We start from the raw sequence: 15832 nt of genomic DNA on the forward strand, positions 1-15832 counted from the left end.
GCGGGGCGGCGTGTCGTGGGGCCAGTCGGCGCACCCTCCGTGCGCCGTCGTCCCGTCCGGCCGAGCATCGGGCGCATGACCGCCATGACCACACTCCTCCCGGCCGCCGCCCTTCTGGCGGCGGCCACCGTCCTGCCGCCGCACCCCGCCGCGCACGCCGACAGCGCCGACGCCCCCACCGCCTCCTACGTCGTCGTCCTCAAGGACGCCACCACCCGCACCCCGGCCCGCGCCCTGGCCGCCGAGGCCGCGGAGGCCGGTGACCGGGTCGATACGGTCTACGACACCGCCGTCAACGGCTTCGCCGTACGCACCACCGCGGCTCGCGCCGCCGCGCTCGCCGCCGACCCCCGGGTGGCCTCCGTGGAACCGGACACGGTGTACCGGATCTCCGACGCCCCCCGAACCCCCGAGCGGCCGGCGGCCCCGGCGAGCCAGCCGCAGGCACCCTGGCACCTCGACCGCCTCGACCAGCGCGCGCTGCCGCTCGACGGCTCGTACACCTACCCCACCACCGGCGAGGGCGTCACCGTCTACGTGGTCGACACCGGGATCAACACCGCCCACCAGGAGTTCGGGGGCCGCGCCCGCACCGGCTACAACGCGCTCTGGATGGAAGGCTCCGCCGACTGCAACGGCCACGGCACGCATGTGGCGGGCACCATCGGCGGGGCCACGTACGGGGTCGCGAAGGAGGTCTCCCTCGTCGGGGTGAAGGTGGCCGACTGCCGGGGCGACGCGCGGCTGTCGCACATCCTGCGCGGCCTCGACTGGATGGTGAAGGACGCGTTCCGGGGCGGGCTGCCGCTGCGCCCCGCCGTCGCCAACCTGAGCCTGGGCGGCTCCCGCAGCCGCTCCATGGACGCGGCGGTCATCCGCGCCGTCGCCTACGGGATCACCGTCACCGTGGCGGCCGGCAACGAGGGCCGTGACGCCTGCTCCGGCTCCCCCTCCGGTGTCCCGCAGGTCCTCACCATCGCCGCCACCGACGCCGCCGACCGGCACCCCTCCTTCTCCAACCACGGCTCCTGCGTGGACCTCTCGGCGCCGGGCGTGGCCGTGGTCTCGGCCTGGAAGGGTTCGAAGACCGCACTCGCCCGGGCGACGGGCACCTCCATGGCGGCCCCGCACGTGGCGGGCGCCGCCGCCCTGCTCCTCGCGGGCGGCACGGCGCACAGCCCCGCACAGGTCCGCGCGGCCCTTGTCCGGGACGCGGCTCCGGACCTGATCACGGGCCTGCCCGCCCGCACCCCCAACCGGCTCCTGCACGTACCGGCGGCGGACTGACCCGGCCGCCCGCGCCGGTATCCGATGTCCCATCAGACCAGGTCTGATGGGACATCAATGTCTGTGTGCTTCACGCCCGGGTCATCCATTGACTTCTCATCACCGCGACGCGTCAATGACGGCCATCCGCACCGGCTCGGCCTCCCCCACACAGCGGGTGGGGGGAGGTTTCGTCATGACGAAGGAGTCGCGACCCAGTGAGAGTGAGTACGAGAACGCTCAGACGAAGAGTGCTGGCCGGGGCGGGCGCCCTTTCCCTGGCCCTGACGGGCGGCGTCGTGGCCCTGACGGGGCCGGCGCAGGCCGCGACCAAGACCACTCCCGTCCCCGTGAAGTGCGTCGCCCCCGCCCCGCAGCCGGGCGCCAACGGCAACCAGGACTACACGATCACGGTGCCGGACACCGCCAAGGCGGGCGAGACCGTACCGATCACCATCGACCCCGGCGAGACGCCGGTCGTCCCGATGTTCACGATCGACACGGTCAACACCATCAAGGCGAAGCTGCTCGTCGGAGGGGTCGCGCAGACGGTCACCAGCCCCGCCGTCCCCAGCCACCAGGAGGCCGGCAAGAAGTCCGACCCGCCCGCCTTCTCCGGCACGGTCAAGATCCCGGACGGCAGCGAGGGCAGCACCGTCCAGATCACCATCGACCAGGTGGTCACGGACGCCGACCTGGGCGGCACCGTCTACACCACGACCTGCACCCCCGACCCGCGCCCCAGCGCCTCCGTCGGCTCGATCGCCGTCGAGGCCCTCCCGAAGGACCCCGTCACCACCAGGCTGACGCCCAACAGCGGCGGGGCCGGCACGGCCGTCGTCGCCACCGGCGCCAACTTCCCGGCCGGCCCGGTCACCTGCTCCGCCCTCCTCGCGGGCGCGGCGACCGGTGACACCGGCACCGGCACGGCGGACGCCTCCGGCGCCGCCACCTGCACCCTCACCGTCACGAAGAAGGCCGACGCCATCAGGATCGACGGCTCGGTCCCGCCGGCCAAGCCCTTCGTGTTCGTCGAGGAACAGGCCGGTGTGAAGAACCCGGTGGACATCGAGGTACTGCCCGGGCCGCTGGCCCTGGGCCCCAAGGACGGCCAGCCGGCCGTCAGCTTCGGCTCGGTGACCATCAACGGCAAGGCCCAGTCGGTGTTCGGCGCGTTCAACGCCGCGACCGTCCAGGACTTCCGCGGCGGCACCCTCGGCTGGGACGTGACGGCGACCCGTACGCCGTTCCTGAACCAGACGACGGGCCACTCCATGGCCAAGGCGCAGCTCGGCATCCAGCCGTCCTGCACCGTGACCAACCCGGACAGCCCGAGCACCTGCACCGCGGGCGCACCGGGAGCGATCACGGAGACCCCGATGAAGGTCGCCTCGCAGGCGGCCGGCGGTGACGAGCTGACCGGCGGCGAGTTCGCCGTGGGCGGCGCGGCGGTGCTCCAGCTGCCGCCGTTCATGTTCGCCGACACCTACCAGTCGGTCGTGACCTTCTCGATCGCCTGACCGTCCCGCCCGCACCCGGGGTGGTGCGGCGCCCCGGCGCCGCACCACCCCTTCCCCCGCTCCCGCCGCGAACCCGGAGAAGACCGCCCATGCGCCTGCGCACGACCGTCCTCCGCACCCTCCTCCTCGGCCTGTGCGGGCTGCTGCTGCTCCCCGCCGGTCCCGCCGCGGCCGCGGACAACGGCACCTGGGGGGTGTTCCCGACGCCGCCGGCCGGTGCGGCGATGACCGGCCGGGCGTACTTCTTCCACCAGGGATCCGCCGGGGCCGCCGTCGACGACAGCGTGACGATCCTGAACTCCTCCGACAGGGAGTTGACCTTCCGGGTCTTCGCCACCGACGCGGTGAACACCCCCTCGGGCGGTGCCTTCGCCCTGCTCCCCGCCGAGACGAAGCCCCGGGACGTGGGGGCCTGGGTCGCGCTGGGCCCTGAGGCGGCGGGCACCGTCACCGTCCCGCCCAAGGGCCGCAAGGACATCCCGTTCACCGTGAAGGTCCCCCAGGACGCGGCCCCCGGCGACCACGTGGGCGGGATCGTCGCACTGAACACGCAGGTCGAGGGGATACAGCGGGAGGGCAAGGTCCAGGTCGGGGTCAAGCGCCAGGTGGGCGCACGGCTGTACCTGAGGGTTCCGGGCCCGCTGACCCCGGCGCTGAGCGTGGAGGACGTACGGGTCAGCCGCGGCGCCCCGCTGCTGCCCTGGACCAGGAATGCCCGCGCCACCCTCACGTACACCCTGGTCAACCGGGGCAATGTGGTGGTCGAGCCGAAGGTCGCGGTGTCCGCGCGGGGCCTGTTCGGGCGCCGGGTGCTGGACCGGCCCGCCCGCGACCCGAAGCCGGCCCTGCTGCCCGGCCAACGGATCACCCTGACCGAACCCTGGCCGGATTCCCCCCAGTTGGACCGCGTCGAGGTGAAGGTGAAGGCGACCGCCCCCGCGTACCCGGACCTGAACTCCGAGGCCGGTACGGAGTTCCTCGCCGTCCCCTGGCCCGCGGCGGGCGCCCTCCTCCTGCTCGCCGGGGCCGGCACCGCCCTCCTCGTGCGGCGCCGGAGCCGCCGGTCCGCCCCGCAAGGAGCGGAAGCCGTCCCGGACTTGGCGGGGGCGCGCTGACCGGGAAGGGTGTCCCCGGGGGATGGCATCCGGCCATCCCCGCGACGGGGAGGCATGACCGATGGAACGAGAACACCGCGAGCCCGGCCCCGGCCGGCCGGGGCACCGCCGACCGGAGCCCGCCCTCGCGGGGGTGGGCCTGCTGACCCGCGTCGAACGCGCCCTGACCAGCGGGACCGCCGCCTACCTGCCCGGCGACGGCTGGATACGCCTCACCCTCCCGATCGAGGACGGCGGCCCGGCCCCCCTCACGGTGGACGTGGTCGCGGACACCGCGCGGCCCCCGCACGGGATCGCGTACCTCCTGCCCGGCGGTGGCCTGAACTTCACCGCGGACTTCTTCACGTCCGGCGGCGACGGGACCCTCGCCGGCCACCTGCTCCGCCAGGGCCTGCTGGTCGTCGGGGTCACCCCGCGCGAGGACGCGGCCGCCGGCGCCGACGGGCTCCCCGCCGGCCTCGGCCTCGCCGCCCACCGCAGGGACCTGGCCGGGGTGGTGGCCGCGCTGGACTCCGTACTGGGCCTGCCCTACACGTACGCCGGCCACTCCGCCGGGGCCGCCCTGGCCCTCGACGCGGCCTCGCACGACACCTCGGAGCGGCTGCGCCGGGTGCTCGTCCTGGACACCACCGGCCCGTACACCGGGGAGGCGGCGCTGCGGGCGGCCGCGACCCGGGACGCGTACGAGGAGCAGCTCGCGCGGGGTGTCCACGCGACGGACCCGGGCCTGGCGGCGCTGGTCGCACGGGCGGTGGCCGACCCCTCGGGCCCCTCCGCCGTGCCCTGGCCCCCGGACCCCTCCCGGTACTTCACCCACGCCGGGCTGGCCCACTTCGCGCTGATCCGCACCGCCGACCTCCCCGGCCCCGCGAACTGGATCTACCGCCGGGGCCACAGCGCGGGAACCTACGCCTTCGGCACGGCCCCCGCCGAGGACCGCTTCACCCTCACCCACACCTCCCTGGCCACCTGGCACGCGGCCACCGCCGCGCTGGGCAGCGGGCTGGTCCCGACGGCCCTGATGCGCGACCTCGCGGCGGTCTGGGCGGACGACGGGAAGACGTACCGGATCGACTGGGGTCGGATCCGCGCCGAGGTGGTCTGGGTCAACACCGAACTGGGCAGAGGCGACGAGCCGTACGGGGCGGAGCTGATCCGCGCGGCGGGCAACGACCGGGTCCGCTTCTCCACCGTCCCCGGGTACGGCCACGGCGACGCCGTCTGGTCGGCGACGGCGGCGGCGGACGTCTGGTCCCGCTTCTGAACCCGGACGCCAGGAACCCCCGGCCGGTGCGGGTGGGCCGGGGGTTCCTGCTGTTCAGGGGGTGCGTCAGTGGTTGCGGGGGAAGCCGAGGTCGACGCCCGCGTGGCCCTCGGACGGGTCGGGCCAGCGGGTGGTGACGACCTTGCCGCGCGTGTAGAAGTGGATGCCGTCGTTCCCGTAGATGTGGTGGTCGCCGAAGAGCGAGTCCTTCCAGCCGCCGAAGGAGTGGTAGCCCACCGGCACCGGGATCGGCACGTTGACGCCGACCATGCCCGCCTGGACCTCCAGCTGGAAGCGGCGGGCCGCGCCGCCGTCCCGGGTGAAGATCGCGGTGCCGTTGCCGAACGGCGAGGCGTTGATGAGGGCGACGCCCTCCTCGTAGGTCTCGGCGCGCAGCACGCACAGCACCGGGCCGAAGATCTCGTCGCGGTAGGCGTCGGAGTCGGTCTTGACGTGGTCGAGGAGGGACAGGCCGATCCAGTGGCCGTTCTCGTGGCCGTCGACCGTGTAGCCGGTGCCGTCGAGGACGACCTCCGCGCCCTGGTCGGCGGCGCCCTTGACGTAGGAGGCGACCTTGTCGCGGTGGGCGGCGGTGATCAGCGGGCCCATCTCGGACACGGGGTCGTTGCCGGGGCCGATCTTGATCTTCTCGGCGCGCTCGCGGATCTTCTCGACGAGCTCGTCGCCGATGGCGCCGACGGCGACGACCGCCGAGATGGCCATGCAGCGCTCGCCCGCCGAGCCGTAGGCGGCGGAGACGGCCGCGTCGGCGGCGGCGTCCAGGTCGGCGTCCGGCAGCACCAGCATGTGGTTCTTGGCGCCGCCGAGCGCCTGGACGCGCTTGCCGTGGGCGGAGGCGGTGGTGTGGATGTGGCGGGCGATCGGCGTGGAGCCGACGAAGGAGACGGCGGCCACGTCGGGGTGGGCGAGGAGGGCGTCGACGGCGACCTTGTCACCGTGGACGACGTTCAGCACGCCCGCCGGCAGGCCGGCCTCGGTGGCCAGCTCGGCCAGCTTGTTCGCGGCCGACGGGTCCTTCTCGCTGGGCTTGAGGACGAAGGTGTTACCGCAGGCGACGGCCAGCGGGAACATCCACATCGGCACCATCGCCGGGAAGTTGAAGGGGGTGATGCCCGCGACCACGCCCAGCGGCTGGCGGATGGCGGCCACGTCCACGCGGTTCGAGACGGACGTGGACAGCTCGCCCTTGAGCTGCGTGGTGATCCCGCAGGCCAGCTCGACGATCTCCAGGCCGCGCGCGACCTCGCCCAGCGCGTCGGAGTGCACCTTGCCGTGCTCGGCGGTGATCAGCTCGGCGATCGCGTCGCGGTTGGCGTCCAGCAGGGCGCGGTAGGCGAACAGCACCTTGGTACGGGCGGCCAGCGAGGACTGGCCCCAGGACAGGAAGGCCTCCTTCGCCACCTGTACCGCCGCGTCGACCTCCTCGGCGGAGGCGAGGGCGACCTGCGTGGTGACCTCGCCGGTGGCCGGGTCGGTGACCGGGCCGTAGTTGCCCGACGCGCCCTCGACGGTCTTGCCACCGATCCAGTGGTTGACGGTCTTCATGCTTGCTCCTTCACAGATGGCGACGTCGCTGCGCGGCTTGCCGGTCGTACTCTTCGCGGGCCCGGGCCGCCGACGCACGGGTCGCGGTCTCGGCCACGGGAACATCCCACCACGCCTGTGCCGGGGGCGGGCCCGACACAGTGTCGGGTGTTCGGGTCTGTGCGTAGACACATGTGGGACGGTCGGACCCGCGCGCCTCGGCCAGGGCTTTTCGCAGGTCACCGATGGTGCGGGTGCGGATCACGGCCATTCCGAGGGAGGCGGCGTTGGCCGCGAGGTCCACCGGAAGGGGGTCCCCGGTGTATCCGCCGTCCGGCCCCCTGAAGCGGTACGCCGTGCCGAAGCCCTCGCCGCCGACGGCGCCCGAGAGGCCGCCGATGGAGGCGTAGCCGTGGTTGTCGAGGATGACCACCTTGAGCGGGACGCCCTCCTGGACTGCGGTGACGATCTCGGTGGGGTTCATCAGGTACGAGCCGTCGCCGACGAGCGCCCACACCGGCCGGCCGGGGGCCGCGAGGGCCGCCCCGAGGGCGCCCGGGATCTCGTAGCCCATGCAGGAGTAGCCGTACTCGACGTGGTACTGGTACGGGGAGCGGGCCCGCCAGAGCCGGTGCAGGTCGCCGGGGAGCGAGCCGGCCGCGTTGACGATCACGTCGGTGTCGTCGACGAGGGCGTCGAGGGCGCCCAGCACCTGGGCCTGGGTGGGGACGGCGGTCTCGTCGGGGGCGTGGAAGGCCTGGTCCACCAGGGCCTCCCAGTAGAGCTTGGCCTTGCGGTACGTCTGCTCGTACGCGGGGTCCACCCGGTGCCCCGCCAGCTCCGCGCGCAGGGCGTCCAGGCCCTCGCGGGCGTCCGCGACCAGCGGGAGCGCGGCCTGTTTGTGGGCGTCGAACGGGTCGAGGTTGAGGCCGACGAAGCGGACGCCGGGCTCCTGGAAGAGGGTCGAGGAGGCGGTGGTGAAGTCGGTGAGCCGGGTCCCGGCCGCGATGACCAGGTCGGCCGCGCGGGCCAGGTCGTCGGCGGTGGCGGTGCCGGTGTGGCCGACGGCGCCCACCTCGGCGGGGTGGTCGTGGCGCAGCGCGCCCTTGCCGGCCTGGGTGGCGGCGACGGGGATGCCGGTGGCCTCGGCGAAGGCCCGCAGCGCCTCCTCGGCCCCGCTGTGCCGGATGCCGCCACCGACGATCACGAGGGGCCGGCGGGCTTCCCGTACCGCCTCGGCGGCGGCCCGCAGCTCGTCCGCGTCGGGCCGGGGGCGGCGCACGCGCCACACCCGCTCCGCGAAGAACTCCTCGGGCCAGTCGTACGCCTCGGCCTGGACGTCCTGCGGCAGCGCGAGGGTGACGGCGCCGGTCTGCACCGGGTCGGTGAGCACCCGCGCCGCCTGGAGGGCCGCCGGGATCAGGGCCTCGGGCCGGGTGATCCGGTCGAAGTACCGCGAGACGGGCCGCAGGGTGTCGTTGACGGAGACGTCGCCCGCGTAGGGGACTTCCAGCTGCTGGAGCACCGGGTCGGCGGGCCGGGTCGCGAAGGTGTCCCCGGGCAGCAGGAGCACGGGGATCCGGTTGACGGTGGCGAGGGCGGCCCCGGTGACGAGGTTGGTCGCGCCGGGCCCGATGGAGGTGGTCACGGCGTGCGCCGACAGCCGCCCGCTCTGCCGGGCGTACCCGACGGCGGCGTGCACCATGGCCTGCTCGTTGCGTCCCTGGAGGAACGGCATGGCCTCGGGCCCGCTCTCCAGCAGGGCCTGCCCGACGCCGGCGACGTTGCCGTGCCCGAAGATCCCCCAGGTGACGGCGATCAGCCGGTGCCGGCGGCCGTCGCGCTCGGTGTACTGGCGGCTCAGGAACCGGACGAGTGCCTGGGCGGTGGTGAGCCGGACGCTGCGCGGCGCGGTCACGGGGTCTCCTCCTCGGGTCGGGCTGCGGGCCGGGGCCGCCCGTCGCGGTGCAGGGGCAGCCTGGGATCGACTTCCTGCCCCGGCCACGCCTCCCGAATCCACGCGTGGTCGGGATGGTCGCGGATCAGCCACTCCCGCTGGGCGTCCGGGCCGGCCATCACGTTCAGGTAGTACATGTCGTGGCCCGGCGCCGCGATGGACGGGCCGTGCCAGCCGTCGGGGATGAGGACGACGTCGCCCGACCGCACCTCCGCGAGGACGTCGGTCTTCCCGGCGGGCGAGGGCGTCACGCGCTGGTAGCCGACGCCGGGGGTGTCCCCGTGCGGGGCGATCTCGTAGAAGTAGATCTCCTCCAGGCGGGATTCCTCGCCGGGGTGGTGCTCGTCGTGCTTGTGGGGCGGGTAGGAGGACCAGTTCCCGCCCGGGGTGAGCACCTCGACGGCGATGAGCCGGTCGCAGGGGAAGGCGTCGGCGGCGGCGAAGTTGTGCACCTGGCGCGAGCAGTGGCCGGCTCCCCGCAGCTCGACGGGTACGGCGTCGGCGGGGCCGTACCGGGGTTCGAGGCGCCGCTCGCACCGCGCCCCGGCCAGCGCGAACCGGCCGCCTCCGGCGGAGGTCAGCTCGGCGTGCGCGTCCCGCGGGAGGTACGCGAAGTCGGTCGGCCCGTCGAACACCGAGTCCCGCCCGCGCAGCGCGAACCACCGTGCGGGGGAGGGCTCCGCGCAGCGGACCTCGCAGCTGCCCGTCAGCGGGAGGACGATCCACTCGGCCTCCCCGCACGCGTGCGCGTACACCTCCCCCGGAGCCAGCTCCAGCACCACCAGCCGGGTGAACTCCATCCCCGTCTCAGACCGCACCGGCACCGCCCAGCACCTCCTCCACCTCGTGCGGGAACGGCATCGCCGAAGAACACGCCAGCCGCGAGGCCACGATCGCCCCCGCCGCGTTCGCGTACCGCAGGACCCGCTCCAGCTCCCACCCCGCCAGCAGCCCATGGCACAGCGCGCCCCCGAAGGCGTCCCCGGCGCCGAGCCCGTTGACCACCGTCACCGGGACCGGAGGTACCTCCACCGCCGTCCCGTCCCGGTGGACGGCCAGGACCCCCTCCGGCCCCCGTTTGACCACCGCCAGCTCCACCCCGGCCGCGAGCAGCGCCCGCGCCGCCGCGTACGGCTCGCTCTCGCCGGTGGCGACCGCGCACTCCCCGGTGTTGCCGACGGCGACCGTCGCCAGCGCGAGCGCCCGCTCGTACCAGGGCTCCGGCGGCCCGTCGTCCCACAGCATCGGCCTCCAGTCGAGGTCGAACACGGTGGTGCCGGACTTCGAGCGGGCCTCCAGCGCGGCCAGGGTGGCGGACCGGCTCGGTTCGGCGCTGAGGCCCGTGCCGGTCATCCAGAACACCCGTGCGGCGCGCACCGCCTCCCGGTCGATCTCGCCGGGCTCGATCTCCAGGTCGGGCGCCTTGGGGAGCCGGTAGAAGTAGAGCGGAAAGTCGTCCGGCGGGAAGACCTCGCAGAAGGTGATCGGCGTCGGGTAGCGGTCCACCTCCCCCACCCACCGGTCGTCGACCCCGAACCCCCGCAGCTCACCGCGCAGATACGCCCCGAAGGGGTCCGCCCCGGTCCGGCTGATCATGGCCGTGCGCCGCCCCAGCCGGGCGGCCGCGACGGCTACGTTGGCCGGTGAGCCGCCGAGGAACTTCCCGAAGGTGTCGGCCTCCGCGAGCGGTACACCGGTCTTCAGCGGGTAGAGATCCACCCCGATCCGCCCCATCGTGATGAGGTCGTACGCGGTCCCGCCCCCGGCCCCGTCCGCTGCGTCCCCCGTGGTCACGTCGGGCGCTCCTCCCATTCCCACTCGTCCTCCCTTTCCCTCGGAACTCGCACCCTAAGGTGGCCGTCATGACCTCCTCCCCGCCCGCGTTGACCCGTATCCGTGTCGGTTCGGCTCCGGACTCCTGGGGTGTCTGGTTCCCGGAGGATCCGTTGCAGACCCCCTGGGACCGGTTCCTCGACGAGGTGGCCGACGCCGGGTACGAGTGGATCGAGCTCGGCCCGTACGGTTACCTGCCCACCGATCCGGCCCGGCTCGCCGACGAGACCGCGAAACGGGGTCTGCGGGTGTCCGCCGGCACCGTCTTCACCGGACTCCATCACGGTCCCGCCGTCTGGGAGCAGACCTGGGCGCACGTGTCGCGGATCGCCGCGCTCACCCGGGACATGGGCGCGGAGCACCTCGTGGTCATCCCGTCGTTCTGGCGGGACGACAAGACCGGCGGAATGCTGGAGGACCCGGTCCTGACGCCCGCTCAATGGCGTGAACTGACCTCCCAGACCGAGCGCCTGGCCCGGGAGGTCCGGGAGCGGTACGGGCTGCGGATCGTGGTGCACCCGCATGCGGACACGCACGTGGACACCCCGGAGAACGTGGCCCGGTTCCTGGACGCCACCGACCCGGAGCTGGTGTCCCTGTGCCTGGACACCGGGCACTACGCGTACTGCGGCGGGGACAGCGTCGAGGCGATCGAGACCTTCGGCGAGCGGATCGGGTACCTCCACCTCAAGCAGGTGGACCCGCGGATCCTCGCCGAAGTGGTGGCGGAACAGATGCCCTTCGGGCCGGCCGTGGAGCGCGGGGTGATGTGCGAGCCGCCGTCCGGGGTGCCCGCGCTGGAGCCCGTCCTGGCGGCGGCGCAGCGGCTCGGGGTGGAGCTGTTCGCGATCGTGGAGCAGGACATGTACCCGTGCGCGCCGGACCGTCCCCTGCCCGTCGCCCGGCGCACCCGTGCCTATCTGCGCTCCTGTGGCGCCCGCTGACCTGGAAGGAACACACGTATGAGCACCCTCGGCATCGCCGTCATCGGCACCGGGAAGATGGGCGCCGACCACGTCCGGCGGATCGGCGACACGGTCGGCGGGGCGCGGGTGGTGGCCGTCGCCGATCCGGACGGGGACCGGGTCAAGGCCGTCGCGGCCCGGCTGGAGGGCGCGGCCGCGTTCACGGACCCGGCCGCGGCGATAGCGGCCCCCGGGGTGGACGCCGTGCTGATCGCCTCCCCCGGGCCCGCCCATGAGGAAGCGGTCCTGCACGCCCTGGAGCGGGAGTTTCCGGTGCTGTGCGAGAAGCCGCTGACCCCGGATCCGGAGGGGGCGCTGCGGGTGCTGGAGGCGGAGCGGCGGCTGGGCCGGCGGCTGGTGCAGGTGGGGTTCATGAGGCGGTTCGACGCCGAGTACGAGCGGCTCAAGGAGCTGCTGGACGCGGGCGGGATCGGCCGGCCGCTCTTCCTGCACTGCCGCCACCGCAACGCCGCCTCGCCCTCCTTCTTCACCAGCGACATGCTGATCAGCGATTCCGTGGTGCACGAGGTGGACGCGGCCCGCTGGCTGCTGGGCCAGGAGGTGACGGCCGTGACCGTGCTCTCGCCGACGCCGTCCTCGGCCGCCCCCGAGGGGCTGCGCGACCCGCGGCTGGTGCTGCTGGAGACCTCGGGCGGGGCGATCGTGGACGTGGAGATCTTCGTCAACTGCGGGTTCGGCTACCAGGTGCGGTGCGAGGCGGTCGGGGAGTCAGGCAGTGCCCGCATCGGCGACGGCCACGCGATGGTGGTCGAGTCGGGCGGCCGGTGGGGCGGGGAGATCGCCCAGGACTTCACCACCCGGTTCGCCGACGCCTACGACCGCCAGGTGCGGCGGTGGGTGGCGGCGGCCGCGCGGGGCCGGGTGGACGGCCCCGACGCGTGGGACGGGTACGCGGCCGCCGCCGTCTCCGAGGCGGGGCTGGCGGCCGCGCGCAGCGGCGTACGGACCGAGGTGCGGCTGGCGGAGCGGCCGGACCTCTACCGCTGAGCCGCCGCCGGCGTCCCGGATTCACCGGGCGGCTCCTGTGCCGCGTCCGTCACAGGAGTCGCACCCGTGTCACGCATATCCGGATTACGCGGGTTTTCCGTCACAGGCGGTCGACAGCCCCTCCCCCGCCCTCACGAGGCGTCGTTCTCCGGGAACAACCCGAGTGATCGTCAGTGTCCGCGCGCCGGCTCCCCCGACGGCCTCCGGCCGGCCCCGGGGCGTGGACGAGGAGGTGTCGTGGATGAGCGACCGACAGCTGTGGTCCTACAAGGAGATCGCCGCCCATATCCGGGTCCAGCCGGACACCGTGCGCTCCTACCGGAAGCACGGACTGCTCCCCGCCCCCGACCACGTGGAGGGCGGCAAGCCCTACTGGTACGCCGAAACCATCCGGACCTGGGTGGCCCGCCGCCCCGGCAACCGGGGCCGCCGCGAGGAGTGACCCCTTCGTGGTGTTCGGCCGCCGCGCTCCCCCGCGCGGCTCCGCCGGGGCCGCGCAGCCGCAGCCCCAGCAGCGCCCGCCCGCCGGCGAGCAGCGGTGCGAGCACCGCGACGGCCATGATGAGAATGAGCGTCACCGAATGCACCACGTGCGTCATTTACATATGGTTCGCCGATCTTGTCCACCGCAAGGCCGGCACAGGACCCGCGGGTCCGCGCCGGAGACCCACCGGATACCCGCTTGATACCCCCTAGGGGTACAGTCCTCTGATAGAGAGAGACACCCCCTGATAGGAGAACGACATGACCGCCGTGACGGAAACCGTGTACAAGGTCAAGGGAATGACCTGCGGGCACTGCGAGGGCGCCGTGACCGAGGAACTGTCCGCCCTGGCGGGCGTCACCTCCGTCAAGGCCGTCGCCGCCACCGGTGAGGTCACCGTGGTGTCCGCCGCCCCGCTCGCCGAGGCCGAGGTCCGCGCCGCCGTGGACGAGGCCGGTTACGAGCTCGCCGGCCAGGCCTGAGCCCCCTTCCTTCCGCAGTACCCGCCGGGCCGTACCCGCCAGCCCCCGACTGGACCGTGCGGCCCGGCCCTTCCCCCGGAGCGGGACATGAGCAGCAGCACAGTGCACGAGGGGCCCATAGCGGTGTCCGGCGGCCCCGCCGAGGTCGAGCTGACGATCGGCGGGATGACCTGCGCCTCCTGCGCGGCCCGCATCGAGAAGAAGCTGAACCGGATGGACGGGGTCAGCGCCACGGTGAACTACGCCACCGAGAAGGCCCGCGTCTCCTACGGCGAGGGCGTCCGGGTGGCCGACCTGATCGCGACGGTCGTCAGGACCGGGTACACGGCCGAGGAGCCCCCGCCGCCGGCGCCCGAGCCGGAGCCGGAGCCGGAGGCTGCGGAGCCCGGACAGCGGCCGGAGGCCGGCGCCGATCCGGCGCTCGCCGCACTGCGGCAGCGGCTGCTGGTGTCCGCCGCCCTGGCCCTGCCCGTCGTCCTGCTCTCGATGGTGCCCGCCCTCCAGTTCGACAACTGGCAGTGGCTCTGCCTGACCCTCGCCTCCCCGGTCGCCGTCTGGGGCGCCCTCCCCTTCCACCGGGCCGCCTGGACCAACGCCCGGCACGGCGCCGCGACCATGGACACCCTGGTCTCGGTCGGCACGCTGGCCGCCTACGCCTGGTCGCTGTGGGCACTGTTCTTCGGGCACGCGGGCATGACCGGCATGCGGCACGGCTTCGCCCTCACGATCACCCGCACCGACGGCTCCTCCGCCCTCTACCTGGAGGTCGCCGCGGGCGTCGTCACCTTCATCCTGCTCGGCCGCTACCTGGAGGCCCGCTCCAAGCGGAAGGCGGGCGCGGCCCTCAGGGCCCTGCTGGAGCTGGGCGCCAAGGAGGTGGCCGTGCTGCGGGGCGGCCGGGAGGTCCGGATCCCGGTGGGCGCCCTCGCGGCCGGCGACCGGTTCGTGGTCCGGCCCGGGGAGAAGATCGCCACCGACGGCACGGTCGTCGAGGGCTCCTCCGCCGTGGACGCCTCGATGCTGACCGGCGAGTCCGTCCCCGTCGAGGTGGGCGTCGGGGACCCCGTCACCGGCGCCACCCTCAACGCCTCCGGCCGGCTCGTCGTGGAGGCCACCCGGATCGGGGCCGACACCCAGCTCGCCCGGATGGCCCGGATGGTGGAGGAGGCGCAGAACGGCAAGGCCGAGGTGCAGCGGCTCGCCGACCGGATCTCCGCCGTCTTCGTCCCCGTCGTCCTGCTGCTCGCGCTCGGCACCTGGACCGCCTGGCTGCTGATCACCGACGACGCCACCGCCGCCTTCACCGCCGCCGTGGCCGTCCTGATCATCGCCTGCCCCTGCGCCCTGGGCCTGGCCACCCCGACCGCCCTCATGGTCGGCACCGGACGCGGCGCCCAGCTCGGCATCCTGATCAAGGGGCCCGAGGTCCTGGAGTCCACCCGCAGGGTCGACACGGTCGTGCTCGACAAGACCGGGACGGTCACCACCGGCCGGATGACCCTGTCCGGGGTGCACCCCGCCGAGGGGGTGGACGAGAAGGAGCTGCTGAGGCTCGCGGGCGCCCTGGAGCACGCTTCCGAGCACCCCATCGCCCGGGCCGTCGCCGCCGGAGCCGCCGAAGCGGCCGGCGCCGAGGGCGGGCTGCCGGTCCCCGAGTCCTTCGAAAGCCTCGCGGGGCTGGGCGTCCGGGGCGTGGTCGAGGGCCGCTCCGTCCTGGTGGGGCGCGAACGGCTGCTGGCCGAGCGGGGTCTCACCCCGCCCGGCTCCCTCGCCGCGGCAGCGGCGGCCGCCGAGGCCGCCGGCAGCACGGCGGTGCTGGTCGCCTGGGACGGCGAGGTCCGCGGGGTGCTGACCGTGGCCGACGCCGTGAAGCCGACCAGCGCCGAGGCCGTGGCCCGGCTGCGGGCGCTCGGCCTCACCCCGGTCCTGCTGACCGGCGACAACCGGGCGGTGGCCGAGACGGTGGCCCGGGCGGTGGGCATCGACGAGGTGATCGCCGAGGTGCTCCCGCAGGACAAGGTGGACGTGGTCCGCCGGCTCCAGGCCGGGGGCCGTACGGTCGCCATGGTGGGGGACGGGGTCAACGACGCGGCCGCCCTCGCCCGGGCCGACCTGGGCCTGGCCATGGGCACCGGCACCGACGCCGCCATCGAGGCCGGCGACCTGACCCTCGTACGGGGGGACCTGCGGGTGGCGGCGGACGCCATCCGGCTCTCGCGCCGGACCCTGGCCACCATCAAGGGCAACCTGTTCTGGGCCTTCGGCTACAACGTGGCGGCGCTGCCACTGGCGGCGGCCGGCCTGCTCAACCCGATGATCGCCGGAGCGGCCATGGCCTTCTCCTCGGTCTTCGTGGTGACCAACAGCCTGCGGCTGCGCTCGTTCCGGTAGAG

13 protein-coding genes are annotated in these 15832 nt (G+C 74.1%); 9 read left to right on the plus strand and 4 right to left on the minus strand.

What is annotated here, in order from left to right:
* Window positions 1–75: 75 nt before the first annotated feature.
* The 4 genes from AB0F18_RS11735 (at window position 76) to AB0F18_RS11750 (ending at window position 5165) form a co-directional block, all read left to right on the plus strand.
* Entirely contained in the window at window positions 76–1287 is a 1212-nt protein-coding gene (locus AB0F18_RS11735; protein WP_362057904.1) for a S8 family peptidase, read from the plus strand.
* A gap of 203 nt (window positions 1288–1490) precedes the next feature.
* Window positions 1491–2786, plus strand: coding sequence for a hypothetical protein (locus AB0F18_RS11740; RefSeq protein WP_362057907.1), 1296 nt, complete (start codon window positions 1491–1493; stop codon window positions 2784–2786).
* An 89-nt stretch (window positions 2787–2875) separates the two neighbouring features.
* On the plus strand, window positions 2876–3901 hold the full coding sequence (locus AB0F18_RS11745) for a DUF916 domain-containing protein (protein ID WP_362057910.1): 1026 nt from the start codon (window positions 2876–2878) through the stop codon (window positions 3899–3901).
* A 61-nt stretch (window positions 3902–3962) separates the two neighbouring features.
* Complete coding sequence (locus tag AB0F18_RS11750; RefSeq protein WP_362057913.1) at window positions 3963–5165, plus strand: hypothetical protein; 1203 nt, start codon at window positions 3963–3965, stop codon at window positions 5163–5165.
* A 66-nt stretch (window positions 5166–5231) separates the two neighbouring features.
* On the opposite strand, the gene AB0F18_RS11755 is transcribed toward AB0F18_RS11750, so the two are convergent.
* The 4 genes from AB0F18_RS11755 to iolC are packed head-to-tail and all read right to left on the minus strand — an operon-like array spanning window position 5232 to window position 10401.
* Window positions 5232–6731: a CoA-acylating methylmalonate-semialdehyde dehydrogenase gene (locus AB0F18_RS11755; protein WP_362057916.1), complete on the minus strand. Its 1500-nt coding sequence runs from the start codon at window positions 6729–6731 to the stop codon at window positions 5232–5234.
* 10 nt (window positions 6732–6741) lie between these two features.
* Window positions 6742–8628 carry a 3D-(3,5/4)-trihydroxycyclohexane-1,2-dione acylhydrolase (decyclizing) gene (iolD, locus tag AB0F18_RS11760; RefSeq protein ID WP_362057919.1) on the minus strand — a complete coding sequence of 629 codons (1887 nt, stop codon included), beginning with the start codon at window positions 8626–8628 and terminating at the stop codon, window positions 6742–6744.
* Window positions 8625–9467, minus strand: a complete 843-nt coding sequence (iolB, locus tag AB0F18_RS11765; RefSeq protein ID WP_362057979.1) for a 5-deoxy-glucuronate isomerase — start codon at window positions 9465–9467, stop codon at window positions 8625–8627. Before iolB ends, iolD begins: the two co-directional genes overlap by 4 nt.
* A gap of 7 nt (window positions 9468–9474) precedes the next feature.
* The gene (gene iolC / locus AB0F18_RS11770) at window positions 9475–10401 is read right to left on the minus strand and encodes a 5-dehydro-2-deoxygluconokinase (protein WP_362057982.1); all 927 of its coding nucleotides are present in this window, start codon (window positions 10399–10401) and stop codon (window positions 9475–9477) included.
* A gap of 128 nt (window positions 10402–10529) precedes the next feature.
* Between iolC and AB0F18_RS11775 the strand changes: the two genes are divergently transcribed.
* The 5 genes from AB0F18_RS11775 (at window position 10530) to AB0F18_RS11795 (ending at window position 15830) form a co-directional block, all read left to right on the plus strand.
* Window positions 10530–11444, plus strand: a complete 915-nt coding sequence (locus AB0F18_RS11775; protein ID WP_362057922.1) for a sugar phosphate isomerase/epimerase — start codon at window positions 10530–10532, stop codon at window positions 11442–11444.
* Between the two features lie 18 nt (window positions 11445–11462).
* Window positions 11463–12473 (plus strand): Gfo/Idh/MocA family oxidoreductase, encoded by a 1011-nt coding sequence (locus AB0F18_RS11780; RefSeq protein ID WP_362057925.1) that lies wholly within the window; start codon window positions 11463–11465, stop codon window positions 12471–12473.
* Between the two features lie 241 nt (window positions 12474–12714).
* Entirely contained in the window at window positions 12715–12915 is a 201-nt protein-coding gene (locus AB0F18_RS11785; protein ID WP_362057928.1) for a MerR family transcriptional regulator, read from the plus strand.
* A 302-nt stretch (window positions 12916–13217) separates the two neighbouring features.
* Window positions 13218–13439 (plus strand): cation transporter, encoded by a 222-nt coding sequence (locus AB0F18_RS11790; protein WP_362057931.1) that lies wholly within the window; start codon window positions 13218–13220, stop codon window positions 13437–13439.
* An 87-nt stretch (window positions 13440–13526) separates the two neighbouring features.
* Entirely contained in the window at window positions 13527–15830 is a 2304-nt protein-coding gene (locus tag AB0F18_RS11795) for a heavy metal translocating P-type ATPase (RefSeq protein ID WP_362057934.1), read from the plus strand.
* The last annotated feature ends 2 nt before the right edge of the window (window positions 15831–15832 follow it).

The organism is Streptomyces sp. NPDC029216 (assembly GCF_040648015.1).
In the GTDB taxonomy this organism is placed as follows: domain Bacteria; phylum Actinomycetota; class Actinomycetes; order Streptomycetales; family Streptomycetaceae; genus Streptomyces.

What these genes read in the sequence shown, in the direction of transcription:
- AB0F18_RS11735 (WP_362057904.1), top strand. Translation starts at nt 76, where the DNA reads ATGACCGCCATGACCACACTCCTCCCGGCCGCCGCCCTTCTGGCGGCG.
- AB0F18_RS11745 (WP_362057910.1), top strand. Translation starts at nt 2,876, where the DNA reads ATGCGCCTGCGCACGACCGTCCTCCGCACCCTCCTCCTCGGCCTGTGC.
- AB0F18_RS11750 (WP_362057913.1), top strand. Translation starts at nt 3,963, where the DNA reads ATGGAACGAGAACACCGCGAGCCCGGCCCCGGCCGGCCGGGGCACCGC.
- AB0F18_RS11755 (WP_362057916.1), bottom strand. Translation starts at nt 6,731, where the DNA reads ATGAAGACCGTCAACCACTGGATCGGTGGCAAGACCGTCGAGGGCGCG.
- iolB (WP_362057979.1), bottom strand. Translation starts at nt 9,467, where the DNA reads ATGGAGTTCACCCGGCTGGTGGTGCTGGAGCTGGCTCCGGGGGAGGTG.
- iolC (WP_362057982.1), bottom strand. Translation starts at nt 10,401, where the DNA reads ATGGGGCGGATCGGGGTGGATCTCTACCCGCTGAAGACCGGTGTACCG.
- AB0F18_RS11775 (WP_362057922.1), top strand. Translation starts at nt 10,530, where the DNA reads ATGACCTCCTCCCCGCCCGCGTTGACCCGTATCCGTGTCGGTTCGGCT.
- AB0F18_RS11780 (WP_362057925.1), top strand. Translation starts at nt 11,463, where the DNA reads ATGAGCACCCTCGGCATCGCCGTCATCGGCACCGGGAAGATGGGCGCC.
- AB0F18_RS11785 (WP_362057928.1), top strand. Translation starts at nt 12,715, where the DNA reads ATGAGCGACCGACAGCTGTGGTCCTACAAGGAGATCGCCGCCCATATC.
- AB0F18_RS11790 (WP_362057931.1), top strand. Translation starts at nt 13,218, where the DNA reads ATGACCGCCGTGACGGAAACCGTGTACAAGGTCAAGGGAATGACCTGC.
- AB0F18_RS11795 (WP_362057934.1), top strand. Translation starts at nt 13,527, where the DNA reads ATGAGCAGCAGCACAGTGCACGAGGGGCCCATAGCGGTGTCCGGCGGC.